Origin of the sequence: Paraherbaspirillum soli, assembly GCF_042654985.1 — a bacterium.
In the GTDB taxonomy this organism is placed as follows: domain Bacteria; phylum Pseudomonadota; class Gammaproteobacteria; order Burkholderiales; family Burkholderiaceae_D; genus Paraherbaspirillum; species Paraherbaspirillum soli.
This window is the reverse complement of sequence record NZ_JBHSMT010000029.1, coordinates 226017-250543: the sequence shown is the minus strand read 5'-3', so window position 1 is coordinate 250543 and position 24527 is coordinate 226017. Positions and strand designations below refer to the sequence as shown.

Below are 24527 nucleotides of genomic sequence, written 5' to 3'. Positions count from 1 at the left end.
GGGCCTGGTTGTCGTTGATGGTCAGCGTGACTTTCAACGGGCCCAGGTCGGCCGGGTTCAGGTGCAGTTCCGCGACCTGGTGGTTGGCGTTGTTCATAAAAATCATTTGCTTGCCGAGCGCCGGGCCCCAGTCACCGCTGCCGACTGTCGGCGTCAGCGGCAGGCTGACCGGGCTTGCTGCCGGGCTGACGGCATTGGCTGCGGGTTGCACCGTGCTGACTGCCGGGTTGAGCTGTGTTGTTGCCGCGACGGTGAACTGGCTGTTGCTCGATGCGGTCGCTTTGCCTGCTGCCAGTTCGTTATTGTTGGCGGTGGGGTTGACGGTTGCGCTGGTGGCTGAGGCGGTGCGCTGCAGGTCGGCCTGGTCGCTGTTGTGCGTTTGTTGGCGGTCCTGGGTCGCCGATTTTTCCACTTGCTGATGGTGGTTGTGCTGGTTGGCGCGGCCGTCATCCTGGGGGGCTTGCTGGTGTGCGGCGTTGCCGCCGGGCGTGGTCACCGGAGCGAGCAGTTTGTCGTTGGCATGCGCCAGTGCGGCACCGTCGGCGGCGGCCAGGTCTTTGCTTTGCAGGGCGATCTGGGGTCGTTCTTTTGAGCTTGCGGCGGCTGGCGTGGTTGGTGCTGCCTGCGCTCCCAGCTGCGCGCCGAATGCGGTTGCGGCGGCTGTTGCGGCGGCAGCGGCCGGGTCGGTGCTTTGGATGGCGGCTGCCGGTTCCGTCAGTGCCGGCGCGGCTGCTGCGGTTTTGCCGGCGCTGGCGGCGATGGCTGCGTTGAGTTGGGTTTCTGCCGCCGATGGCAGCGGTTTGCCGTCCTCAAACTGGGCGGCGTCGGCCGCAGCTTTGCTGGCTTCCGGCGTCGGCGGGATCAAGGCGAACGCGAGAGCGGCGGCTGGATCTTGCTGATTGGCGTCGGCGCTGGCGGCTGGGCGGCGGGTGGTGCGGTCGGCGGCTTTATCGGTGGTTTTGTCGGGCGCTTTGGCTGCAGCGTTGGCGCTGCCGCTGTCGGCGGGTTTGTCGGTATTCGCCAGCGAGCGGTTCAAGGCGTCGCCAAAACTGCCGGCGGGCTGCTGGTCCTGGGCGTTGTTGGCATTGGCGGCGGCGTTGGCCGGGGCTGCTGCGGCAGGCTGGGTGCTGATGCTGGGGGCGAGAATGATAGGCATGGCGGGTCTCTTGATGGATTTATCTGGTCAGCGCCTGGGCGCGCAGCTGGAATTGGCGGGCGGCGTGTTCGTCGCTGTCGCGCTGTTCGCGCTTGCCGAGCGCCAGCGCGGCTTGTTGCCGCACGCGGTCGGCCAGGGTGTCGAATGAGTTCAGGCGGCGCTTGCTGTGTTGCCAGTCGCTGCGGCCGTGGTTCAGCCGGGCTTCGGCCTGGGCCACTACCGCGCGCTGTTGTTCGATCGCGCCGTCCAGGGTGCCGATGAAGTTCTGGAAGTTGCGCCAGTGCGAGGACGGCACGCCTTCCTGCATCTTGGCTTGCAGGCGGTCGACGTATTCCTGCCGGTATTGGATCAGCAGCGCGAGTTTTTCGGCGGCGCCGATCTGCGCCCGTTGCAACTGACCCAGGCGGCGGGTCGCGTCGTCGGTCTTGTTTTGCGCCAGTTCAATCAACATCGCGAGCGGTAGGGTATTGGCCATGATGAGATCCTTTCAGGAGGGTTCCGGGTCAGGTAAACAGGGTGTGCAATTCGGTCACGGCGCTGTCGTAGCCGGCGCGTTCTTCCATGCCTTGCTGCAAAAATGCTTCGATCCGCGGATACAGCGCGATCGCTTTGTCCAGCTGTTGGTCGTTGCCGGCGGCATAGGCGCCGACGCTGATCAGGTCGCGGTTGCGCTGGTAGCGCGACAGCATTTGCTTGAAGCTGCGCACGGCGTCGAACTGCGTCGGTGCGATCAGCGCGGTCATGGCGCGGCTGATCGAGGCTTCGATGTCGATCGCCGGATAGTGGCCGGATTCGGCCAGGCTGCGCGACAGTACGATGTGGCCGTCCAGGATCGCGCGCGCGGCGTCGGCGATCGGGTCTTGCTGGTCGTCGCCTTCGGTCAGCACGGTGTAGAAGGCGGTGATCGAGCCGCCTTTGCCGCCGGCGTCGCGGGCGCCGTTGCCGGCCCGTTCCACCAGCGCCGGCAATTTGGCGAACACCGACGGCGGGTAGCCTTTGGTGGCCGGCGGTTCGCCGACCGCCAGCGCGATCTCGCGCTGCGCCATGGCGTAGCGGGTCAGCGAATCCATGATCAGCAATACGTCTTTGCCCTGGTCGCGGAAATATTCGGCCAGGCAGGTGGCGTAGGCCGCGCCTTGCAGTCTGAGCAGCGGCGAGGTGTCGGCCGGTGCGGCGACCACCACGGCGCGCGCCAGGCCTTCTTCGCCTAGCGTGTTTTCGATGAAATCTTTTACTTCGCGGCCGCGTTCGCCGATCAGGCCGACCACGATCACTTCGGCGCTGGTGTAGCGCGCCATCATGCCCAGCAGCACGCTCTTGCCGACCCCGGAGCCGGCGAACAGGCCCATGCGCTGGCCGCGGCCGACGGTCAGCAGGGCGTTGATGGCGCGCACGCCGACGTCCAGTACGCTGTCGATCGGGGCGCGGTTCAAGGGGTTGATGGGGGCAGCCGCCAGCGGCACTTCGCGGCTGAAATCGAGCGGCCCCAGGCCGTCGAGCGGACGGCCGGCGGCGTCCACCACGCGGCCCAGCATGCCGGCGCCGACCGGCAGCCGTTTGGTGCCGGCTTCGGCCGGCGGGCTGCCCAGACAGTTATTGACCGGCACCTGGGCTTCCAGCGGATAGACGCGGGCGCCGGGCAACAGGCCGGCGACTTCGCTTTGCGGCATCAGGAACAGGCGGTCGCCGGCAAAGCCGACCACTTCCGCTTCGGTGGTGGGCTGGCCGTAGCCAGGCGGCAGTTCGATCAGGCAGTCGCTGCCGACCGGCAGTTGCAGGCCGACCGCTTCCAGCACCAGGCCGACCGCACGGGTCAGGCGGCCGTAGGTGCGGATCGGGATGCTGCGGCCGACGCCGAGACTGGCATTGCCGAGCGCGCTGCGCCAGGCTTGCAGATGCGGGTTGTCGGCGGCGGCGATCGTATCTGTCATGTGTTGGATGGGGCAGGGGCGGCCGGGATGTTGCGGCCGAGTGCGACCGCGACTCTTTGCCAGCGGGTTTCCATGGTGGCGTCGAGTTCGCCGCTGGCGGCCTGGACCCGGCAGCCGCCGCGGCTGATGGCCGGATCGATCCGCACCAGCCAGCCGGCCGCTTGCAAGTCTTCCGCCAGATATTGTTTGACCAGCGCCGCATCGTCGGTGTGCAGCAACAGGCGCGGGGTGCCGCTCAGGGCCGGTTCGGTCTGCAACAGTTCGCGCACCGCGGCCAGGATCAATTCGGGTTCTACGTTCAAGGCCTGGCGCACGACTTGGCGGGCAATGTCCAGCGCCAGGCTCAGCAAATCATCGGCCACTGCGCGGTCGGCGCTGCGCAAGGCGGCAGGCATGGCGCGCAATAAGGTGCGCAGGCTGTCGGCTTCCGCTTGGGCCGCTTCCAGGCCGACGGCATAGCCTTCGGTCTTGCCCTCGGCGTAGCCTTGCTGGCGGCCTTCTTCCGCTCCGGCTTGCTGCGCTTCCTGCCGCAGCCGGTTCAGTTCGGCTTCGTCGATCAGCAGGGTCGGTTGCAATTGTTCCAGCGTCGCTTCGGCCGGCACTATCGGTTCCGGCTCGGCTGGCGCGGCGACTGGATTGTTGACTGCCGCCATCTCCCAGCGCTGCCATGCCGTCATCTGTTCCTTGGGTACCGGGACGGCAATGCGCCGCGCCGGTTTATGCGCCGGCGACAGGCTCTCGTAGCTGACCGAGGCAGGATGCTGCGGCAGCTTAGACATAAGCGTCTTCGCCCTGACCGCCGAGCACGATCTCGCCGGAGTCGGCTAGGCGGCGCACGATTTGCAGAATGGTCTTTTGTTCCGCCTCGACCTTGGAGACGCGCATCGGTGCGCGCTGTTCCAGATCTTCGCGCAGCATTTCGGCGGCCCGTTGCGACATGTTGCGCATGAACTTGTCGCGCAGTTCCTGCGGCGCTCCCTTGAGGGCGACGATCAGGCATTCCGACTCGACTTCCTTCAGCAGCAACTGGATGCCGCGGTCTTCGATTTCCAGCAAGTTTTCGAACAGGAACATCTCGTCGATGATGCGTTGCGCCAGGTCGCCGTCGTATTCGCGCATGTGCTGGATCACGTTTTCTTCTTGCATGCTGCTCATCAGGTTGATGATTTCGGCCGCTGCCCGCACCCCGCCCAGACGGCTGCGCTTGACGCCTTGGCCGGACAACACGCCGGTCAGCACTTCGGTCAATTCGTTCAGCGCGGCCGGCTGCACCCCGCCGAAAGTGGCGACCCGCAGCAGCACATCGTGGCGCAGCCGTTCGGTAAACAGTTCCAGCACTTCGGACGCCTTGCCGCGGTCCAGGTGGACCAGCAGGGTGGCGATGATCTGCGGATGTTCGTCACGGATCAGCTCGGCCACTTCGGTCGCTTCCAGCCAGTTCAGGGTGTCGATGCCGCTGGCCGAGTCGTTCGATTCGAGAATGTCTTCGATCAGGCTGGCGGCGCGGTCGCTGCCCAGCGCCTTGTTCAGCACCGAGCGGATATAGCTGCTGGAGTCCAGGTTGAGCGCCGAGAACTGTTCGGTCTCGGTGCGGAACTCTTCCATCACTTCGGAAATCTGGTCGTGTGTGACGTTGCGCAGCTTGGACATCGCCATGCCGAGCTTTTGCACGTCGCGCGGGGCGATGTGCTGGAACACGGCGGCGGCGCCGTCTTCACCGAGCGACATCAGCAGGATGGCGCTCTTTCTGATTCCGTCTTCATTCATCGTTGCCCATCCAGTTCTTGATTACCATGGCGACCAGTCGCGGATCTTTTTCGGCGATGTCTTGCGCGTGTTGCATATTCGATTGATGGCGGTCGGTTTGGCGTTGCAGCGCTTCGTCGCTCAGCTTCACTTTTTCTTCGCTCAGCTTTTCGCCGACGCCGTCGGCCAGCGGTTCCGGCGCAGCCGGCGGCGCCAGATGCTTGCGCATCAACGGCCGCACGATGCCGAACCACAGCCACAGCACGAGCAGGGCGATCAACAGGTACTGGCCGATCATCTTGGCCAGCGAAATGTTTTCCGGCTGGCGCCACAGCGGCAGTTCCGGCGTCGGCAGGTCGCCGGAGGCAAACTGGCTGTTGACCACATTCAGCGAATCGCCGCGGTCGGCGCTGAAGCCCATCGCTTCACGGACCAGGTTTTTGACTTGTTCCAGTTGCGCTGCCGGCAAGGCTTGGCTGACCGGCTTGCCCTGGGCGTTGAGGCTGCCGCGGTAATTGACCACCACCGCCACCGACAGGCGCTTGATGCCGCCGGCGCCTTGCTGTACGTGACGGATCGCGTGATCCACCTCGTAATTGGTGGTGACGTCGCGCCGCGTGTTGCTGGACGCGCCGCTGCTGCGGGTGGTGCTGGTGTTGGTTTGACCGTTTGCTGCCGGCGGAGTCGTGATCGGCGCCACCGGTGTGGTCGGCGGCTGGTTCGACAATGCGCCCGGCACGCCGCCCGGCGGGGTTGCGCCTTGCTGGTTGGATTCGCTGGTTTGCTGGCTGCGGATGGCGGCCTTGGTCGGGTCCTGGTTCGGGCTGTATTTTTCGTCGGTGTGTTCGACCGTCGAGAAGTCGATGTCCGCCGCGACCTGGGCGCGGACGTTGTTGGCGCCGACGATAGGTTGCAGGATGGTTTCGATCCGATGGATATAGCTTTGCTCGATCTCTTGCGTGTATTTCAGCTGGCTGGCATCCAGACCGCGATTGCCGGCGCTGGGGGTCGACAACAGGTTACCGCCCTGATCCACCACGGTGACGTTCTTGGGGTTCAGTTCCGGCACGCTGCTGGAGATCAAATGGGCGATCGCGCTGACCTGGCCTTCGTCGATAGCACGGCCGCGATGCATCGTCAGCACTACCGAAGCGCTGGGCTTTTGCTGGTCGCGCACGAACAGCGACGGTTTCGGGATCGCCAGATGCACACGCGCCGATTCCACTGCCGAAATCGATTCGATCGAGCGCGCCAGTTCGCCTTCCAGCGCGCGTTGGTAATTGATCTGCTCGGCAAACTGGCTGGTGCCGAACTTTTGGTTATCCATCAGTTCAAAGCCGACCGAGCCGCCCTTGGGCAAGCCTTGCGAAGCCAGCCGCAGCCGCGCCTCATGCACCTGGTCGGCAGCCACCAGCACGGCGCCGCCGCCTTCGGCGAATTTGTAGGGGATATTCATCTGTTGCAGCGAGGCGATGATGGCGCCGCCGTCGCGATCCGACAGATTGCTATACAGCACACGATAGTCGGGCGCACGGCTCCACAGCCAGAAAGCGGCGATGGCCGCGACCGCGAGCGAGGCTCCGATCATCAGCGGCAGGCGCGGATTGGCGCGCAACTGTTCCAGTGGAGACAGTTTCTTTACCTCGGCACCCATTACGGCAGAATTCATGCAGGCACTCCGGATGACGGCAGGCGGCGCTGACTATTGGTACGCGCTTTGCGCTTCTGCTTATATGGCATACAGCAAGCTTTCCTTAGGGTGGTAGGACGATACGGCAACGCAGACGAAGCCTTTGTAAACCTTAACGATTGTCAACTAATGGCCCGGGTTTCGATCCGTCGAATAGCTAGGTTTTATGGCATCAGTTGGCGCTATTCGGCTAAGTCGGAACTGGTACGCTTCGAAGCCTGATAGAAGAGCCGCCTCTGACAACCTACTGCGCAGCCCAATCTCAGGCCTGCGATGCTCACCGTACCTGAGTACGGCTGCGCTTCTCGCCCTGACCTTGGGCTTGCTCGCTACGGTTGTCAGAGGCGGCTAAAGCCACATTTGCTAATGAAGCAAGGAAAAAATCACTATGTCCATAGCGGCGATCCAATCGGTATTACAGCAACTGCAGGCGACGGCGCAGATCGCCGGCAGCCAGGAGCCAAGCGCCAGCGGCGTGGTCAGCGGCGGCGGTTTTGCCGATGAAATGAAAAAAACGCTGGAACGCATCAGCAACGCTCAGCAACACGCAGCCGGCCAGGCCGAAGCGTTCGAACTGGGCAAACCCGGCGTGGCGCTGAACGATGTGATGATTGATTTGCAAAAAGCCAATGTCGGCTTCCAGATGGGTTTGCAGGTGCGCAACAAGCTGGTCGCTGCGTATCAGGAAATCATCAATTTGCCCGCATAACCAGTAGGTCGGAAAAGCGCAGCGTCTTCCGACATCGTGCATCTCATCAAATGGTCAAGGCCGCGTCGGCGGTTCGCTTTGCGTCGGAAGGCGCTTCGCTTTTCCGACCTACGAAACCAAGAAACGTTTTTTCCTGTCCACCATGACCGTTTTCCCCAAGCCATCCGGCAAAGCGCAGCCCAGCCCGCAAGAGATCGAGACCCTGGTCACGCTGACCAGCCAGGGCCGTGCGGCCGAAGCGGAAACGCTGGCGCGTGATCTGACCGGCCGTTTTCCGCGGCATGGCTGGAGCTGGAAAATGCTGGGCTCGCTGCTGCAACAGCAGGGGCGGCTGGAGCAGGCGCTGTTGCCGCTGCAAACCGCGGCGCAATGTTTGCCGCAGGACGGGGCGGCTCATGGCAACCTGGGCATCGTGCTCAAAGCGCTCGGGCGTTTGGCCGAAGCCGAGGCCAGCTATCAGCGCGCACTGAAAATCATGCCGGCCTCGGCCGAGCTGCATAACAACCTTGGCAATACCCTGAACCAGCTTGGGCGTAAGGCCGAAGCCGAAGCCAGCTATCGGCGCGCCTTGAAGCTCAAACCGGCCTATGCCGAGGCGCACAGCAATCTGGGCACGCTGCTGCAAGAGCAAGATCGCTTTACCGAAGCCGAAGCCAGCTACCGACAGGCGCTGGAACTGAAACCGCAGGACGCCGTCGCGCATTGCAACCTGGGCGCGCTGCTGCGCGGCCAGGGCCGCTACACGGAAGCGGAAGCGCGCTACTTGCGGGCGCTGGAACTGAAGCCGGACGACGCCGTGGTGCATGGCAATCTGGGCGCCTTGTTCCAGGATCAGGGCCGTTTGAGCGAGGCTGAAGCCAGCCTGCGCCGGGTGCTGCAGCTGCGGCCGGACGATGTCGTGATGCACAGCACCTTGCTGTTCACCTTGAGTCACAACCAGGCGGTGGATGCGGCGGCCTTGTTTGCCGAGCACCGCCGTTTCGGTCAACATTTCGAAGCGCCGCTGCGGGCGCACTGGACGCAGCATGGCAACAGTCGCGACGCCGAACGCTGCCTGCAAGTTGGTTTCGTTTCGGGCGATTTGCGCAGCCATGCGATGGCCTCGTTCATCGAGCCGGTGCTGGCGCAGTTGGCCGCTTATCCCAACTTGTCACTGCACGCGTATTCCAATCACGCGACCGAAGACGACGTCAGCCGGCGCTTGCGCGGCCATGTCAGCCACTGGCATTCGATTGTCGGCCTGAGCGATGCCGCGCTGGCGGAAAAAATCCGCGCCGACCGCATCGACATCCTGATCGACCTGTCGGGCCACACCTCCAAGCATCGCTTGCTGACCTTTGCCCGCAAACCGGCGCCGGTGCAAGCCAGCTGGATGGGTTATCCGGGCACCACCGGCCTGGTCAGCATGGATTACTACCTGACCGACCGCTGCATTTTGCCGCCCGGCCAACTGGATAGCCAGTTCACCGAAAAGCTGGTGCACTTGCCGGCCAACGCGCCGTTCTTGCCGAGCGCAGATGCGCCGCCGGTCAATGCGTTGCCGGCGCTGGACAACGGCTATCTGACCTTCGGCAGCTTCAACCGCCAGAACAAACTGAGTCGCGCGGTGATCGCGCTTTGGTCGCAATTGCTGCGCGCCTTGCCGGATGCGCGCATGGTGCTGGGGGCGATGCCGCAGGATGGTCAATACGATGCGCTGGTCGATTGGTTTGCGGCGGAAGGGATTGCGCGCGAGCGGCTCGATTTTTATCCGCGTTCCAATATGCAGGATTACCTGGCGCTGCATCACCGGGTCGATTTTTGCCTGGATACCTTCCCGTACAACGGCGGCACCACTACCTTGCACGCATTGTGGATGGGCGTGCCGACCTTGACTTTGGCCGGCAACACGGTTGCCGGCCGCACCGGGGCCGGGATTCTCGGTCACGTCGGGCTGGATGCGTTTGTCGCGCAGGATGCGGCGGCTTTCGTCAAGCAGGGCTTGTCGCTGGCGGCCGATGTGTCGGCGCTGGCAGAGTTGCGGACCGGACTGCGTCAACGTTTTGAACAATCGGCGCCCAGCCAGCCGGGATTGATCGCGGCCGGCCTGGAGCGCGCACTGCGCACCATGTGGCAGCGCTGGTGCGCCGGTTTGCCGGCCGTGTCGTTTGAGGCCGGCGCTAAAGTACAGAACGCAACGCAGAGCAGCCAGCCGTCCGCTCAGCAGCAGCTGGAAGCGCTGGCGACCTTATACAGCCAGGGCCGCTTCGCCGAGGCGGAAACGCTGGCGCGGGCACTGACCGCGGCCGATCCGCAGCATGGCTTTGGCTGGAAAGTGTTGGGCGCGGTGCTGCAGCAGCAAGGGCGGCTGGAGCAGGCGCTGCTGCCTATGCAAACTGCGGCGGCGTTGTTGCCGCAAGACGTCGAGACCCATAGCAACCTCGGCATCACGCTGACCAATCTGGGCCGGCTGAGCGAAGCCGAAGCCAGCTATCGGCGCGCGCTGGAGTTGCAACCGACAGCGGCCGAAGCGCATAACAATCTGGGCGTCACGCTCAAAAACCAGGGCCGCTTGTCCGAGGCCGAAGCCCGCTACCGCCGCGCGCTGGAACTCAAGCCAGCCTATGCCGAAGCGCACAGCAACCTGGGCAATATCCATAAAGAATTGGGACGTACGGCAGAGGCTGAAGCAAGTTATCGGCAAGCCTTGCAGATCGCGCCGAACTACGTCGAAGGCCATAACAACCTGGGCGTGCTGCTGCAACAGCAAGGCCGCCTGAGCGAAGCCGAAGCCAGCTACCGCGGCGCGCTCGAACTGAAGCCGCATTACGCCGACGGCTATAACAACCTGGGCAGCCTGCTGCAAGGCCAGGGCCGGCTGGCCGAAGCGGAAGCCAGCTTGCGGCAGGCGCTGCAGCTGAAGCCGCAGGATGCGGTGGCGCATAGCAGCCTGCTGTTTTGCATGAGCCATAACCAGGCGGTGGATGCGGCGGCCTTGTTTGCCGAGCATTGCCGTTTCGGCGAACAATTTGAAGCGCCGCTGCGTGCGCACTGGCCGCAGCACGACAATCCGCGCGAGCCGGAACGCTGCCTGCAAGTCGGCCTGGTGTCCGGCGATTTGCGCAATCATGCAATGGCTTCGTTCATCGAGCCGGTGTTGGTGCAATTGCGCGCGCATGCCGGCTTGGCGCTGCACGTTTATGCCAATCATGCGAGCGAGGATGAAGTCACCCAGCGCCTGCGCGGCCACGTGGCGCACTGGCATCCGGTAGCCAGCCTGAGCGACGCCGCGCTGGCGGAAAAAATCCGCGCCGACCGCATCGATCTGTTGATCGACCTGTCGGGCCACACCGACAAACATCGCTTGCTGACGTTTGCCCGCAAGCCGGCGCCGCTGCAAATGAGCTGGATGGGTTATCCGGGCACTACCGGCCTGGTCGGCATGGATTACTACCTGAGCGACCGCTGCATTTTGCCACCCGGGCAATTCGATCATCAATTCACCGAAAAGCTGGTGCACTTGCCGGCCAATGCGCCGTTCCTGCCGAGCGCCGACGCGCCAGCGGTCAACGATTTGCCGGCATTGAGCAACGGCTACCTGACCTTCGGCAGTTTCAACCGTCCGAGCAAACTGAGCCGCGCCGTGATTGCGCTGTGGTCGCACTTGCTGCGGGCGATGCCCGATGCGCGCATGGTGCTGGGCGCGATGCGCGAGGACGGTCAGCACGAAGAGCTGGTCGATTGGTTTGCGGCGGAAGGGATAGTCCGCGAGCGGCTCGATTTTTATCCGCGTTCCAATATGCAGGATTATCTGGCGCTGCATCAGCAGGTTGATATCTGCCTCGACACTTTCCCGTACAACGGCGGCACCACGACGCTGCATGCGCTGTGGATGGGCGTGCCGACCTTGACCCTGGCCGGTGATACGGTCGCGGCCCGGACCGGGGCCGGGATTCTCGGTCAGGTCGGGCTGGATGCGTTTGTCGCGCAGGATGCGGCGGCTTTCGTGCAGCAGGGTTTGTCGCTGGCGGCCGATGTGTCGGCGCTGGCAGAACTGCGGGCCGGGCTGCGCCAGCGTTTCGAACAGTCGCCGACCAGCCAGCCGGCATTGATCGCGGCCGGTCTGGAGCGCGCCTTGCGCACCATGTGGCAGCGCTGGTGCGTCGGTTTGCCGGCAGTCTCTTTTGAGGCAGCCTTGCCGGCCGCCGCGCCAGCCGCATTGCCAGCCAAAAAAATGATAGACGCGCTGGTCGCGCTGTATCAGCAGGGCAAGATGGCCCAGGTGGAAACGCTGGCCGAGGCGATCACGAAGAGTTTTCCGCAGCACGGCTTCAGCTGGAAGATGCTGGGCGTGGTGCGCCAACAGCAGGGCAGGCTGGAGCAGGCCTTGCTGCCGATGCAAAAAGCGGCGCAACTGTTGCCGCAGGATGCCGAGGCGCAGCGCAACCTGGGTCTCACGCTCAGCGCGTTAGGCGCGCAATTGCGCAGCCAGGGCCGGCTGCAGGAAGCCGCAGCCAGTTACCGGCAGGCGCTGCAACTGATGCCGGCCGCGGCCGATCTGCATCACAAATTGGCCAATACCCTCAAGGATCTGGGACGTCCGGCGCAAGCCGAAGCGAGCTATCGGCAGGCGCTGGCGATCGCGCCGGATGACGCCGATCTGCATAACAACCTGGGCAGCGCCCTCAAGGATCTGGGACGTCTGCCGGAGGCCGAAGCCGCTTTCCGGCAAGCGCTGGCGCTGAAACCGGCCTACGCCGAGGCGCATAACAACCTGGGCGCGACCTTGCAAGACCGGGGTTTGCTGGACGAGGCCGAAGCGCGCTATCGGCAGGCGCTGCAATTGAAGCCGGACTACGTCAAGGCGCATTGCAACCTGGGCGCATTGCTGCAAGGCCAGGGCCGTTATGTCGAAGCGCAAGCCGCGCTGCGGCAGGCGCTGACTCTGGCGCCGGATTATGCCGAAGCGCACAGCAATCTGTTGTTTTGCATGAGCCACAGCGAACAGGTGGATGCGGCGGCGATGCTGGCCGAGCAGCGCCGCTTTTGCGAGCAGTTCGAAACGCCGTTGCGGCCGCACTGGCCGCAGCACGATAATCCGCGCGAGGCGGGACGCTGCCTGCAAATCGGCTTCGTCTCGGGCGATTTGCGCAACCACGCGGCGGCCTCGTTTATCGAGCCGGTATGGGCGCAGCTGGCGGCTTATCCCAATTTGTCGCTGCACGCTTATTCCAATCATGCGACCGAAGACAGCGTCACCGAGCGCCTGCGCGGCTATGTCGGCCACTGGCATTCGGTGGTCGGCCTGAGCGATGCCGCGCTGGCGGAAAAAATCCGCGCCGACCGCATCGACATCCTGTTCGACCTGTCCAGCCACACCGCCCACAACCGCTTGTTGAGCTTCGCCCGCAAGCCGGCGCCGCTGCAGGTCAGCTGGATCGGCTTTCCCGGCAGCACCGGACTCGACAGCATCGACTACTACCTGACCGACCGCTTCTTCCTGCCGCCCGGCCAATACGATCATCAGTTCACCGAAAAACTGGTGTATCTGCCGGCCAGTGCGCCGTTTCTGCCGAGCGCTGATGCGCCGCCGGTCAACGATTTGCCGGCGCTGAAGAATGGCTATCTGACCTTCGGCAGTTTCAACCGCCCGAGCAAACTGAGCCGCGCCGTGATCGCGCTGTGGTCACACTTGCTGCGCGCCTTGCCGGATGCGCGCATGGTGCTGGGCGCGATGCGCGAGGACGGTCAGCACGAAGAGCTGGTCGATTGGTTTGCGGCGGAAGGGATCGCCCGCGAGCGGCTGGATTTTTATCCGCGTTCCAATATGCAGGATTATCTGGCGCTGCATCACCGGGTCGATGTCTGTCTCGACACCTTCCCGTACAACGGCGGCACCACCACCTTGCATGCATTGTGGATGGGCGTGCCGACATTGACTTTGGCCGGCGACACGGTAGCCGGTCGCACCGGAGCCGGGATACTCGGCCACGTCGGACTGGACGCACTGGTGGCGTACGATGCCGCGGATTTTGTGCAAAAGGGTTTGGCGCTGGCGGCCGATCTGCCGGCGCTGGCCAGCTTGCGGGCGGTGTTGCGCGACGGTTTTGCGCAAGCCGACTCGTGCCAGCCGGCACTGATCGGCGCCGGCCTGGAACGTGCATTGCGCACCATGTGGCAACGCTGGTGCGACGGTTTGCCGGCAGTCTCGTTCGACGCTTCCGCGCCGCCGCCGGCAGCCACCCCGGCAATGGAGCAAGCGCTGCAGGAGCTGGCGCAAACGCTGGACAGCACGCTGCAACTGGCCGTGAATCAGCACCAGTCCGGCCAGCTGGCCGAAGCTGAAAACCTGTACCGTGCGATTCTCGATGCCCAGCCGCAGCACGCCGGGGCCAACTACCATTTGGGCCTGTTGGCAGTGCAGATGAAACAGGCGGCCGCCGCGCTGCCTTACCTGGCCGCAGCGCTGGAAGCCCAGCCGGAGCAGGAGCATTACTGGTTGAGTTATATCGATGCGCTGATACAGGCCGAGCAATTGGACACGGCGCGTCAGGTGCTGGCGCTAGGCCAACAGCACGGTTTGCAGGGCGCGGCAGTCGATGCGCTGGCGGCGCAGCTGGAGCAGCAAGCATGGCCCAGCGCGGCCGAGATCCACGCGCTGGTGGCGCTGTATGGCGAGCGCCGGCTGAGCGAAGCGGAGACGCTGTCGCGTGCGTTGACCGTGCGTTTCCCCGGCGACGGCTTTGGCTGGAAAGTCTTAGGCGTGGTGTTGCAGGAGCAGGGCCAGCTGCAGCAAGCGCTGGCGGCCATGCAAACCGCGGCAGACCTATTGCCGCAAGACCCGGAGGCGCATAGCAACCTGGGCAATACCTTCAAATATCTCGGCTGCGCTGCCCAAGCCGAAGCCAGCTATAGCCAGGCGCTGGCGATCCGGCCGCAGCACGCGGCGGCGCACGCCAATCTGGGCGCGCTGTTGCAAGAACAAGGGCGGCTGCTTGAGGCTGAAACACACTATCGGCAAGCGCTGGCATTGAAGCCGGAAGATGCGGTCACGCATAGCAACCTGGGGACCTTGCTGCGCAGCTTGGGCCGGCTGACGGAAGCGGAAGCCGCGTTGCGTCAGGCGCTGGCGCTGAAACCACACTACGCCGAAGCACACAGCAACCTGTTGTTTTGTATCAGCCATAACGAAGCGGTGGATGCAGCGGCCTTGCTGGCCGAGCATCGCCGCTTCGGCGAACAATTCGAAGCGCCGCTGCGGGCGCACTGGCCGCAGCACGACAATCCGCGCGATCCGCAACGCTGTCTGCAAGTCGGCCTGGTGTCAGGCGATTTGCGCGATCATGCGATGGCCTCCTTCATCGAGCCGGTGCTGGCGCAGTTGAGCGCGCACAGCAACTTGTCGCTGCACGCGTATGCCAATCATGCGACCGAGGATGAAGTCACCCAGCGTCTGCGGTCGCACGTGGCGCACTGGCATCCGGTGGCCGCGCTGAGCGACGCCGCGCTGGCGGAGAAAATCCGCGCCGACCGCATCGACCTGCTGATCGACCTGTCGGGCCACACCGCCGACAATCGGCTGCTGACGTTTGCCCGCAAACCGGCGCCGCTGCAGATGAGCTGGATGGGTTATCCGGGCACCACCGGCCTGAGCGGCATGGATTACTTCCTGAGCGACCGCTGCATTTTGCCGCCCGGACAATTCGATCATCAATTCACGGAAAAGCTGGTGCACCTGCCGGCCAATGCGCCGTTCCTGCCGAGCCCAGATGCGCCGCCGGTCAACGCATTGCCGGCGCTGAACAATGGCTACCTGACCTTCGGCAGTTTCAACCGTCCGAGCAAACTGAGCCGCGCCGTGATTGCGCTGTGGTCGCAACTGCTGCGCGCAATGCCCGATGCACGGATGCTGCTGGCGGCGATGCCGCAGGATGGTCAATACGGCGAGCTGGTCGATTGGTTCGCGGCGGAAGGGATTGCGCGCGAGCGGCTGGATTTTTATCCGCGTTCCAGCATGCAGGATTATCTGGCGCTGCATCGCCGGGTCGATGTCTGTCTCGATACTTTTCCGTACAACGGCGGCACCACCACCTTGCATGCATTGTGGATGGGCGTGCCGACCCTGACCCTAGCCGGCGACACGGTAGCCGGTCGCACCGGAGCCGGGATACTCGGTCACGTCGGACTGGAGGCCTGGGTCGCGCAGGATGCGGCCGGATTTGTGCAGCAGGGCTTGGCGTTGGCGGCCGATGTGCCGGCGCTGGCAGAGCTGCGGGCCGGGCTGCGCCAGCGTTTCGAGCAATCCGTCCCGAACCGGCCGGCGTTGATCGCGGCCGGCCTGGAGCACGCCTTGCGCACCATGTGGCAGCGCTGGTGCGCGGGCCTGTCGACCGAATCATTTGAAGTGAACCACGCAAGCATGCAAGAGGCTAACAGATGAGCGCAGCACACGAAATACCGCCGATTTACGTCACCCAACCGTACTTGCCGCCGCTGGCGGAGTTCATGCCTTACCTGGAGCAAATCTGGGAAAACAAGTGGCTGACCAACGGCGGCCCGTTTCACCAGCAGCTGGAGCAGGCCTTGTGCGACTACCTCGGGGTCAAGCACATCGCGCTGTTCAGCAACGGCACCCTGGCCTTGATGACCGCGATGCAGGCGCTGCGCATCACCGGTGAAGTGATCACCACGCCGTATTCCTTCGTCGCCACCAGCCACTCGCTGTTATGGAATGGCATCCAGCCGGTGTTTGTCGACATCGACCCGGTCACGCTCAACATGGATCCGGCCAAGATCGAAGCCGCCATTACGCCGCAAACCACCGCCATCATGCCGGTCCATTGCTACGGCCATCCGTGCGACGTGGCGCGGATCCAGAAGATCGCCGACAACTACGGCCTGAAGGTGATCTACGACGCGGCGCATGCGTTCGGGGTGCAAACGGACGGCGTCAGCGTGCTTAACCACGGCGACCTGTCGGTGCTGAGTTTTCATGCGACCAAGGTATTCAATACCTTTGAGGGCGGGGCGATCATCTGCCACGACGCCAAGACCAAGCAGCGCATCGACAACCTGAAAAACTTCGGCATCGTCGATGAGGTCACGGTGGTCGCGCCCGGCATCAACGGCAAGATGAGCGAGATCAACGCCGCCTTCGGCCTGCTGCAACTGAAGGGCATAGACGCCGCGCTGCAACAGCGGCAGGCGGTGGATGCCCGCTACCGCGCAGGGCTGGCGGGAGTGCGCGGGATCCATTGCCTGCCCGATACCGGCGAGCAGGTCGCCAACTATGCCTACTTCCCGATCCTGGTGCGGCCCGATTACCCGCTCAGCCGCGATGCGCTGTTCCAGAAGCTGCGCGACTGCGGCGTGTTTGCGCGGCGTTATTTTTATCCGCTGATCAGCGACTTCCCGATGTACCGCGGCTTGCCGTCGGCGGCGCAGTCGAACCTGCCGGTGGCGGGCAAGGCCGCCAGCGAAGTGATCTGCCTGCCGATTTATCCGACGCTGAGCGGCGAGCAGGTCGATTTTATTTTGAACATTATTGTGGGGCAGTAAGAAGCATCATGAAACTTGCGATCATGCAGCCGTATTTTTTTCCATACATCGGCTACTGGCAATTGATCCATGCGGTCGATCGCTTTGTCATTTACGACGATGTGGCTTATATCAAAGGCGGCTGGATCAACCGCAATCGTCTGTTGATCAACGGCGCATCGGTGTTCTTCACCGCACCGCTGCACCAGTCGTCGTCGTTCATGCGGATTTGCGACACCGCCTTGCAGCCCGACCCCTTGTGGCGCGACAAGCTGGTCAAGACGGTGGAAATCACCTATCACAAAGCGCCTTTTTTCGACCTGGTGTTCCCGCTGGTCGAACGGTTGATCCGGCATGACGCAACGATGCTGTCCGACTACCTGGCGCACCAGCTGCAAGCGCTGGCGCGGTTCATGGGGATCAAGACCAAGTTCGTGCTGAGCAGCCGTTGTTACGAAAATTCGCAGCTGTCAGGGCAGGCGCGGGTGCTGGATATCTGCAAAAGAGAAGGCGCCGCCAGTTATATCAATACGCAAGGCGGGCAAACGCTGTACGCAGACCATGCTTTCCGGCAGGAAGGCATGGACCTGCGCTTCATCGTCATGCAGCCGCTGCCTTACCAGCAAAGGAGTTACCACAGAGCCGACAATTTTGTGCCTTATCTGTCGATCATCGATGCCCTGATGGCGGTCGGACCGGTCGCCATCAGGCAGCACCTTGATGCCTTTCAATTGATCTCGCATGGGAACCCAACCATGCCTGTCAGCGCAGGAGCGAGCTATGCATAACGTAGCCAGAAAAGCAGTGTTGAGTGCAATTACCCCCGCAGCGCAAAACACGGCAAGCAGCAAAGCCATCGGCGGATATTTCGAGTTGGAATTGCCGGTATCGACCTTTCCCCTGCATCACAGCGCGATCCGGTTTCAATCGGCGCGCGCCGCCTTCCATGCGCTGTTGAGCGTAGGGCAGCCGCAGCGGGTCTGGATGCCCAAGTACATTTGCGACGCCATGCTGGCGCCGCTGCATGCGCTGGATGTGGAGATTGTTTTTTACGATCTCGACCCGGGACTCGGCGTGGACGAGGACGTCGTGCTGGAACCGCAGGACTGGCTGTTGTACGTCAATTATTTCGGCCTGTGCAGCGACCAGGAAGAGCGGCTGTTAAGACGCTTCAAGCCGTCGCAATTGATCATGGATCACTCGCAGGCTTTTTTCGCGACGCCCAAGGATTGTCTGGCTACGATCTATTCGCCCAGGAAGTTTTTCGGCTTGCCGGATGGCGGCTTGCTGCACACCACCTTGAAGGTCAGCGAGCCGACCGAGATCGACAGCGGCTCGGTGGCGCGCTGCTCGCATTTGCTGCAGCGGCTCGATACCAGCGCCGAAGCCGGCTACGCCGATTTCAAGCTGGCCGAGGAAACCTTGCGCGACACCCAGCCGCGCCGGATGTCGACCTTGTCGACCCGGCTGTTTTCCAGCATCGACCTGAACCGCATCAAGCAGCGCCGCAACGCCAATTTTGTCTATCTGCATCAGCGCCTGAAACATTTGAACGGTCTCGACCTTGACGTGGTGCGGATCGGCGGCCCGCTGTGCTATCCGCTTCTGATGGAGTACGGCAACGTGCAAGCGCTGCGCGAGGCGCTGGCCGCCGAGCGCGTCTTCATCCCCAGCTATTGGCCGGAAGTGCGCACCAGGGTCGCCGACGATGCGCTGGAACGGCAGCTGGTGGATGGATGCCTGCCGATACCTTGCGATCAGCGTTACGAACGGGCGGACCTGGAACTGGTGTGCGATTTGCTGCTGCGCCAAATGAAGCGGGTGTTTTGAAATGGGCATCTTTGTCAGAGAGTTGCAGCGCTCGGATATGGCGGTGGTCAACCGCTGGCGCAACCGGCAGGAACTGGTGGCCGACCTGGGCGGCGTGTTTCGTTTCGTCGGCGAGGAAGTCGATGAAAAATGGTTCGATCATTATTTGTCGGTCAGGAACAATAACGTCCGCCTGGCGATTTGCGATGAGCGCACGCAGCAGACGATCGGCCTGGTCTACCTGCTGGGCATCGACTGGATCAATCGCGCCGGCGAGTGCGCAATCTGGATCGGCGAAGCCGAGGCCCGAGGCCGGGGCGTCGGCCTGGCCGCCATGCAGCAGCTGCTGAACCATGCTTTCAACGACTTGAACCTGCACCGGATTCATTTGACGGTGCTGGCCAACAATCAGCGCGCCCTCGGCCTGTACAAAAAAGTGGGCTTTGTCGAAGAAGGATTTTTGCGGCAGGCGGTATTCAAAGACGGCCGCTATCAGGACTTGATCCAGATGGCGATTCTTGCACATGAGTTCGAATCAATATGAACACCAAGCTGAGTATTGCCGACTTCCAGTATCAAATGGAGGTGTCGGGCTATGTCATTTTTGAACAAGTGGTGCCGACCCACTTGCTGGAGCAAGCGCGGATCGACATCCCCAAGCGCCAGGAAATCTGCCGGCTATGGCAGCAGAAAAACGGACTCGAAGCCGGCATGGAAGGAGCCGCCCATCACATCGTCGGCGGCGGCGACAGCCTGGAAGCGTTCTTGTACGGCTTCTACCTGGATGAATATATCCGCGCCTATTTCGGAGGCGAATACATCCTGAACTCTTACGGCGCGCTGAACAACCTGCCGTATTCCAGCGATGCGTACAAACATGGGCAGCGCTTTCATCGCGATGTGCGGACTTATTCGAAAGACTTCCGCCTGATGCTCAACATGCTGGTGATGGTGGACGATTTCACGGTGAAAAACGGCGCCACCAAAGTGGTGCCCGGCAGCCATCGCGTGCAGCAGCGGCCGGACGACGCCTACCTGGAAGCGCATGCGGTGCGCGCCACCGGCTGGGCCGGCAGCGTGGTGCTGTTCGATTCCAACCTGTGGCATTCCGCCGCGCCCAACACCACCCGGCAATCGCGGATGGCGCTGACGCTGACGTTCACCCGGCCGTTCTTCAAACAGCAAATGGATTACCCGCGCATGCTGGGCGAGGACTATCCGAAGAATGAACAGATGCGGCAACTGCTGGGCTATAACGCGCGGGTGCCGAACGGCTATGACGAGTGGTACCAGACACCAGAAAAACGAATGTATAAACCGGGGCAAGGCTAAAGAGAAATCTATGAGAGACCATAACAACGAGTACCAGGACAACACGGCGCGTCAATACGCCTACGATTTCGACTACGTGATCCGGCGCTACACGATGCGCACCTTGTCGCCATTTTTTGCCAAAGGCAAGGCGCTGGAGCTTGGCTGTTTCGAGGGCGAGGCGACCAAGCTGCTGGTGGAACATTTCGACGACCTGACGGTGCTGGAAGCCGCCGACAGCCTGATCGAGGTAGCCAAGAAGAAGGTCCCGGCCAGCGTGCGCTTCATCCATTCAACGATAGAAACCGCCGAACTGGAACCGATTTACGATGCGATCTTCCTGGTGCACACGCTGGAGCATCTGGACGATCCGGTGGCGGCGCTGGCCCGCATCCGTCAATGGCTGAGCCCGACCGGGCGGCTGTTTGTGGTGGTGCCGAACGCCGACGCCGCGTCGCGCCAGATCGCGGTCAAGATGGGGCTGATAGAGACCAACAATGCGGTGACGGCGGGCGAGCTGGCGCACGGCCATCGCTGCACGTACAGTCTGGATACGCTGGAGCACGATGCGCGCCGGGCCGGCTTGCAGATCGCCTCAAGAGGCGGCGTGTTCTTCAAGCCGCTGGCCAATTTCCAGTTCGACCTGGCGCTGAAGCACCAAGTGATCGACCAAGGCTATCTGGACGGTTGCTACGCGCTGGGCATGCAATACCCGGAGCTGTCGGCCAGCATTTACCTGGTCTGTACTAAAGACTGACGGCAAGGGACGCGTGATGAACGATAACAATACCGTGAGCGGCGCCAAGCCCATCCTGATTTTTCCAGGAGGGATGCCGCGTTCGCTGGAGTACATGCAAAAATGCCGGCGCGAGGGACAGGCGGTGATAGGCGCATCGTCGCTGGCGCTGGATGCCTCGCAAGAAAAATATCCGGCCTGGCTGTCGCTGCCGTTTGTGACCGAACCGGAATTTGACGAAGCGCTGAAGCAAGCCATCGCAGCATCCGATATCGGCGGCATCTATACCCCCAATATGGTGGTCTGGGATTATTTGAATCGGGTCTTGCCGCAGCTTGCGCCAGGGGTGACTTTGGTGAACGACTCGCCGGCCAATATGGAATTGAGCGGCTATCGCACCGCCCGCCAGCATGCGCAGACCCTGCTGGCCCAGCCTCTGCCGCTGGCCTCGAACATTGCGTCCAAGCCGTCGATGGCGGCGCTGGAACTGGCGGCCTTGTTCCGCCACGCCGATGTGATCCCCGGCATGTGCGACCACGAGAAATTTTGCGTGCTGTGCGAAATCGCGCGTCGCAGCCCGGCCGGCGACATCGTTGAGATCGGCAGCTGGTGGGGCAAATCGGCCTTCATCCTGGCCCGGCTGGCGCGCTGTTACGGCATCGGCAAGCTGCTATGTGTCGACCCCTGGTCGAACGCGCATCTGGTGCAAAACGACGCGCAAGGCATGGTCGACAAGGTTTCGGCGCAAGTCGATGCGGAAGAGGCGCTGGCGGTGTTTGAAATGAACCTGCTGCCGTACAACGCCGATCACGTCAATTATTTGCGCATGCCATCGACCGACGGCGCGCAGCATTATCGAGCGCAACGCGAGGTCACCACCGCCGCGTTCGGCACCACGCGCTACGCCGGCCAGATCGCGATCCTGCACATCGACGGCAATCACAGCTACGCCGCGGCCAAGGCCGATATCGAGGCCTGGAGCGGCTTGGTGATGGCGGGGGGCTGGATCATCGTGGATGACTATATCTGGCCGTATGGCGATGGGCCGCAGCGGGCAGGGGATGAGTTTATCGCTGCGCATCGGGATGATATTGATGTCGCGTTTGTGATGGGGAGTGCTTTGTTTTTGCAGTTGTCGGGGCGGGTGACTGAAGTTTGAAATTGCATAGCCAAAAGTAGCTCACCGGGGTCAGAGTTTTTTTACGCGGGGTTATCGCGTAAATTACTATGACCCCGCTGAGCGGGCTACGGAGTGCGTACGTTTGTGTTCGATCGTTCGTTCGTCGCGTAGCTAATACGGTTGCTACTCCGTGGAAGCTCGCCGGGGGTAGCCCGGCAGCTAGTCACTGTTCTTGCTTCGCCAAGAAAAGTAACCAAAAGAAGGCGACCGCAAAGCCACTGCCTTCCCTTCGGTCAGGTCCCCAAATGTGTCGTCTATCAGTCGGGTGTGAAGGCAAACTCGCTGCGCTCAAACATGCCTTCCCACAATTCCCGACTGACAGCCACCACATTTGGCAGCGTCCCAATGCGGAATTCAAGATCAACGGCAACCTCAACGTCAAAAGCAACCCCTCGGCGCTCCGTGGTCCGTTAATCTGGGACACAGTAATTCGACACGCTGCGGTGCCTCTTAAACTATGTCCCCGATTAACTACTACGTGCGTAGGGCGGATGAGCGCAGCGTTATCCGCCGCTCGACGTACCACAAGCGATTGACGCATATAAAACGGCGGAAGGCGCTGCGCTTTTCCGCCCTACATAACCGGAAAGCCCAACATTTTCACCGCTGTCGCGTCAAGCGTTGGGCTTTGCAGCCCAACCTACCGCCGCTTAACGGCCCACGGAGCGCCGAGGGGTTGGGGTTGTTTTTGACGTTGAATTCCGCATTGGGACGCTGCCAAATGGGACGACTGTTAGCCGGGAATTGTGGGAAGGCTTGTCTGAGCGCAGCGAGTTTGCCTTCACACCCGGCTAATAGTTGGCCCATTTGGGGACCTGACCGAAGGGAAGGCAGTGGCTTGCGGTCGCCTTCTTTTGGTTACTTTTCTTGGCGAAGCAAGAACAGTGACTAGCTGTCGGGCTACCCCCGACTAGTATCCACGGAGTAGCGGCCGTTTTAAGTAACGACAAGCGGCAAACGACGAACGATTGCAACCGTCCGCACTCCGTAGACCGCTCAGCGGGGTCAGAGTAATTTACGCAAAAACCCGCGTAAAAAAACTCCGACCCCGGTGAGCTACAGTTTGCGGTCGCTCCGATCACCAGCATCATCGACAGTAGGTAGCTTGGGCTTCGCCTTCGGCTCAACCACAACCACAACCGAACATTGGACTTTCCAGCCAAGCTTTGGCAAAGGCGGCAAGTCGGCGGAATCCTGTCAGATCTATCAGCTAACCCATCCCACTACGCAAGCACATATTTAATTGCAGGCACAACAGACCGCTGGCGCAAATTCTGCGGCATCAGGCCAGCTTTGTTCAATCACGTTACGGAGGGCGTCATGAATATAAGTGGAGTCTGGTACAACGAATTGAATTCGACCATGACCATCGAGCAAAACGGCAATGTGCTGACCGGCACCTATCAGACCGGCGTCGGCACGGCGCAAGGGAGATACCCATTGCAGGGCATGATCAACAGTTCCGGCGATGCGAGTCAAACCACCGCGTGGAGTGTCGCCTGGGTCAATCCCTCCGGCAATTCCCACAGCACGACGGCGTGGTGCGGCCAGCTGCAAACCAACGGCAACCACCAGCCTGTGCTGATCGCAATGTGGCTGCTGACCTCGGAAACGTCGCCTAGCCAGGATTGGGCATCGACGCAAATCGGACAGGACGTTTTTACCCGACAACGGCCGACCGACGACATGGTGTCGAAGGCGCTCGCGCGCGGCCACTTTTCTCATCCGGTACAGAAGGCTTAAGAACTCATCGATAACTTGAGGAGGAAAATTCATGGATTCAAACGAAAACGGTCACAGTTGCACTCCTTGCGGAAGCGAACAAGACATGGATCAGGCTCCGGCCGCCCTGACGCATTTCCGTGCCAAATACCATAAGCAAACCTACCGCTTCTGACAGTAGGCAATGCGGTGGGCGCTGCATAGTATCAACCCCGGTTACACCGACTAGCCTGCGCACAAACCCCGCTGCGCATCGTCAATGAAGGATAAATCAGGGGCAATGCAATCAATTTTAATTGAGGATGTATCCATGTCATTAACAGAAACCACGCAGACAAACCCGGAACCTACTCAGGTGATTTTCTATGAAGGTCGAGACTTTCAGGGCAAGGCTTATCTGTCTACGCTTGGCTCAAAAGTCGATATTTACAGAGAATACCGTCCTCTGAACGACAAGCTGAACTCGGTCAAAGTAGGTCGTTCATGCAAGGTTCTCGCCTACTATGCGGCTGGTTTTGGGAAACCTGAAAAAGAATTCATTGTTGATACGCCGGATATTGATATCAGGGGCATGAGCTCTTTCATTGTTCTGAGCAAAGACGGCGAGCATGCCATCCTGTTTACGTTTAGCGATAGCACCGGCGAGGGTCGCACAATGACGCTGCAGAGCGCCGGTTTTGGCTCTGTCACGCAACCCAACCCACAGCCTGAGGAGGGAATTGATCCGAATAATCCTCGGGTATTTGCGACACTGAAAGTGACCGATATCGAAAGTACTCCCGTAGTCACGGCAATTTTTGTTAGAAAAACTTCTGGCGAATATGAAGACCCGAACGGCGCGCTGCATTTTTACTGGAAAGACGGCAAACCCCACGCGAAAAATATCCCTGATTATGGGTCCGCCAATTTGACTTATACCCAAGACGGGAATGTATTCAAGTTCGTTTGGAGATAATTCAGTCCCCGCATTAAAACGTGCATTGCCGGAATAACGCACGCTGCGAACGCTCCATCTTGAATC

General features: G+C 61.8%; 18 protein-coding genes. 12 read left to right on the top strand and 6 right to left on the bottom strand.

Annotation, left to right across the window (positions count from 1 at the left end; translation table 11 throughout):
• The 6 genes from ACFPM8_RS18725 to fliF form a co-directional block, all read right to left on the bottom strand.
• On the bottom strand, positions 1 to 1156 hold a 1156-nt coding region (locus ACFPM8_RS18725), incomplete at its 3' end, for a hypothetical protein (RefSeq protein ID WP_378999788.1).
• 19 nt (positions 1157 to 1175) lie between these two features.
• Positions 1176 to 1631: a flagellar export protein FliJ gene (fliJ, locus tag ACFPM8_RS18720; RefSeq protein ID WP_378999786.1), complete on the bottom strand. Its 456-nt coding sequence runs from the start codon at positions 1629 to 1631 to the stop codon at positions 1176 to 1178.
• A 28-nt stretch (positions 1632 to 1659) separates the two neighbouring features.
• The gene (fliI, locus tag ACFPM8_RS18715; RefSeq protein ID WP_378999784.1) at positions 1660 to 3087 is read right to left on the bottom strand and encodes a flagellar protein export ATPase FliI; all 1428 of its coding nucleotides are present in this window, start codon (positions 3085 to 3087) and stop codon (positions 1660 to 1662) included.
• Positions 3084 to 3866 carry a flagellar assembly protein FliH gene (fliH, locus tag ACFPM8_RS18710; RefSeq protein ID WP_378999782.1) on the bottom strand — a complete coding sequence of 261 codons (783 nt, stop codon included), beginning with the start codon at positions 3864 to 3866 and terminating at the stop codon, positions 3084 to 3086. The genes fliI and fliH overlap by 4 nt, the downstream gene beginning before the upstream one ends.
• Positions 3859 to 4854: a flagellar motor switch protein FliG gene (gene fliG / locus ACFPM8_RS18705; RefSeq protein WP_378999780.1), complete on the bottom strand. Its 996-nt coding sequence runs from the start codon at positions 4852 to 4854 to the stop codon at positions 3859 to 3861. The genes fliH and fliG overlap by 8 nt, the downstream gene beginning before the upstream one ends.
• Complete coding sequence (gene fliF, locus ACFPM8_RS18700; protein ID WP_378999779.1) at positions 4847 to 6502, bottom strand: flagellar basal-body MS-ring/collar protein FliF; 1656 nt, start codon at positions 6500 to 6502, stop codon at positions 4847 to 4849. The genes fliG and fliF overlap by 8 nt, the downstream gene beginning before the upstream one ends.
• 409 nt (positions 6503 to 6911) lie before the next feature.
• Between fliF and fliE the strand changes: the two genes are divergently transcribed.
• The 12 genes from fliE (at position 6912) to ACFPM8_RS18640 (ending at position 24461) form a co-directional block, all read left to right on the top strand.
• Positions 6912 to 7232, top strand: coding sequence for a flagellar hook-basal body complex protein FliE (fliE, locus tag ACFPM8_RS18695; RefSeq protein ID WP_378999777.1), 321 nt, complete (start codon positions 6912 to 6914; stop codon positions 7230 to 7232).
• Between the two features lie 142 nt (positions 7233 to 7374).
• Positions 7375 to 15651 (top strand): O-linked N-acetylglucosamine transferase family protein, encoded by an 8277-nt coding sequence (locus ACFPM8_RS18690; protein ID WP_378999775.1) that lies wholly within the window; start codon positions 7375 to 7377, stop codon positions 15649 to 15651.
• Positions 15648 to 16769, top strand: coding sequence for a dTDP-4-amino-4,6-dideoxy-D-glucose aminotransferase VioA (vioA, locus tag ACFPM8_RS18685; RefSeq protein ID WP_378999774.1), 1122 nt, complete (start codon positions 15648 to 15650; stop codon positions 16767 to 16769). The genes ACFPM8_RS18690 and vioA overlap by 4 nt, the downstream gene beginning before the upstream one ends.
• Before the next feature lie 8 nt (positions 16770 to 16777).
• Entirely contained in the window at positions 16778 to 17536 is a 759-nt protein-coding gene (locus ACFPM8_RS18680; protein ID WP_378999772.1) for a WbqC family protein, read from the top strand.
• Positions 17529 to 18578: a hypothetical protein gene (locus ACFPM8_RS18675; RefSeq protein ID WP_378999770.1), complete on the top strand. Its 1050-nt coding sequence runs from the start codon at positions 17529 to 17531 to the stop codon at positions 18576 to 18578. The genes ACFPM8_RS18680 and ACFPM8_RS18675 overlap by 8 nt, the downstream gene beginning before the upstream one ends.
• A gap of 1 nt (position 18579) precedes the next feature.
• On the top strand, positions 18580 to 19101 hold the full coding sequence (locus ACFPM8_RS18670) for a GNAT family N-acetyltransferase (protein ID WP_378999768.1): 522 nt from the start codon (positions 18580 to 18582) through the stop codon (positions 19099 to 19101).
• On the top strand, positions 19098 to 19889 hold the full coding sequence (locus ACFPM8_RS18665) for a phytanoyl-CoA dioxygenase family protein (RefSeq protein ID WP_378999766.1): 792 nt from the start codon (positions 19098 to 19100) through the stop codon (positions 19887 to 19889). Before ACFPM8_RS18670 ends, ACFPM8_RS18665 begins: the two co-directional genes overlap by 4 nt.
• A 10-nt stretch (positions 19890 to 19899) precedes the next feature.
• Positions 19900 to 20625, top strand: coding sequence for a class I SAM-dependent methyltransferase (locus ACFPM8_RS18660; protein WP_378999764.1), 726 nt, complete (start codon positions 19900 to 19902; stop codon positions 20623 to 20625).
• Between the two features lie 16 nt (positions 20626 to 20641).
• The gene (locus tag ACFPM8_RS18655; protein ID WP_378999762.1) at positions 20642 to 21763 is read left to right on the top strand and encodes a class I SAM-dependent methyltransferase; all 1122 of its coding nucleotides are present in this window, start codon (positions 20642 to 20644) and stop codon (positions 21761 to 21763) included.
• Positions 21764 to 23104: 1341 nt separating this feature from the next.
• A complete protein-coding gene (locus tag ACFPM8_RS18650; RefSeq protein WP_378999761.1) occupies positions 23105 to 23527 on the top strand; it encodes an avidin/streptavidin family protein in 423 nt (140 codons plus the stop codon).
• Between the two features lie 31 nt (positions 23528 to 23558).
• Positions 23559 to 23681: a hypothetical protein gene (locus tag ACFPM8_RS18645; protein ID WP_378999759.1), complete on the top strand. Its 123-nt coding sequence runs from the start codon at positions 23559 to 23561 to the stop codon at positions 23679 to 23681.
• A gap of 135 nt (positions 23682 to 23816) precedes the next feature.
• The gene (locus tag ACFPM8_RS18640; RefSeq protein WP_378999758.1) at positions 23817 to 24461 is read left to right on the top strand and encodes a beta/gamma crystallin domain-containing protein; all 645 of its coding nucleotides are present in this window, start codon (positions 23817 to 23819) and stop codon (positions 24459 to 24461) included.
• Positions 24462 to 24527: the final 66 nt, after the last annotated feature.

Bases quoted from the DNA above. Each gene is read 5' to 3' on its own strand.
- fliJ (WP_378999786.1), bottom strand. From the start codon at position 1,631: ATGGCCAATACCCTACCGCTCGCGATGTTGATTGAACTGGCGCAAAAC.
- fliI (WP_378999784.1), bottom strand. From the start codon at position 3,087: ATGACAGATACGATCGCCGCCGCCGACAACCCGCATCTGCAAGCCTGG.
- fliH (WP_378999782.1), bottom strand. From the start codon at position 3,866: ATGTCTAAGCTGCCGCAGCATCCTGCCTCGGTCAGCTACGAGAGCCTG.
- fliG (WP_378999780.1), bottom strand. From the start codon at position 4,854: ATGAATGAAGACGGAATCAGAAAGAGCGCCATCCTGCTGATGTCGCTC.
- fliF (WP_378999779.1), bottom strand. From the start codon at position 6,502: ATGAATTCTGCCGTAATGGGTGCCGAGGTAAAGAAACTGTCTCCACTG.
- fliE (WP_378999777.1), top strand. From the start codon at position 6,912: ATGTCCATAGCGGCGATCCAATCGGTATTACAGCAACTGCAGGCGACG.
- ACFPM8_RS18690 (WP_378999775.1), top strand. From the start codon at position 7,375: ATGACCGTTTTCCCCAAGCCATCCGGCAAAGCGCAGCCCAGCCCGCAA.
- vioA (WP_378999774.1), top strand. From the start codon at position 15,648: ATGAGCGCAGCACACGAAATACCGCCGATTTACGTCACCCAACCGTAC.
- ACFPM8_RS18680 (WP_378999772.1), top strand. From the start codon at position 16,778: ATGAAACTTGCGATCATGCAGCCGTATTTTTTTCCATACATCGGCTAC.
- ACFPM8_RS18675 (WP_378999770.1), top strand. From the start codon at position 17,529: ATGCATAACGTAGCCAGAAAAGCAGTGTTGAGTGCAATTACCCCCGCA.
- ACFPM8_RS18670 (WP_378999768.1), top strand. From the start codon at position 18,580: ATGGGCATCTTTGTCAGAGAGTTGCAGCGCTCGGATATGGCGGTGGTC.
- ACFPM8_RS18665 (WP_378999766.1), top strand. From the start codon at position 19,098: ATGAACACCAAGCTGAGTATTGCCGACTTCCAGTATCAAATGGAGGTG.
- ACFPM8_RS18660 (WP_378999764.1), top strand. From the start codon at position 19,900: ATGAGAGACCATAACAACGAGTACCAGGACAACACGGCGCGTCAATAC.
- ACFPM8_RS18655 (WP_378999762.1), top strand. From the start codon at position 20,642: ATGAACGATAACAATACCGTGAGCGGCGCCAAGCCCATCCTGATTTTT.
- ACFPM8_RS18650 (WP_378999761.1), top strand. From the start codon at position 23,105: ATGAATATAAGTGGAGTCTGGTACAACGAATTGAATTCGACCATGACC.
- ACFPM8_RS18645 (WP_378999759.1), top strand. From the start codon at position 23,559: ATGGATTCAAACGAAAACGGTCACAGTTGCACTCCTTGCGGAAGCGAA.
- ACFPM8_RS18640 (WP_378999758.1), top strand. From the start codon at position 23,817: ATGTCATTAACAGAAACCACGCAGACAAACCCGGAACCTACTCAGGTG.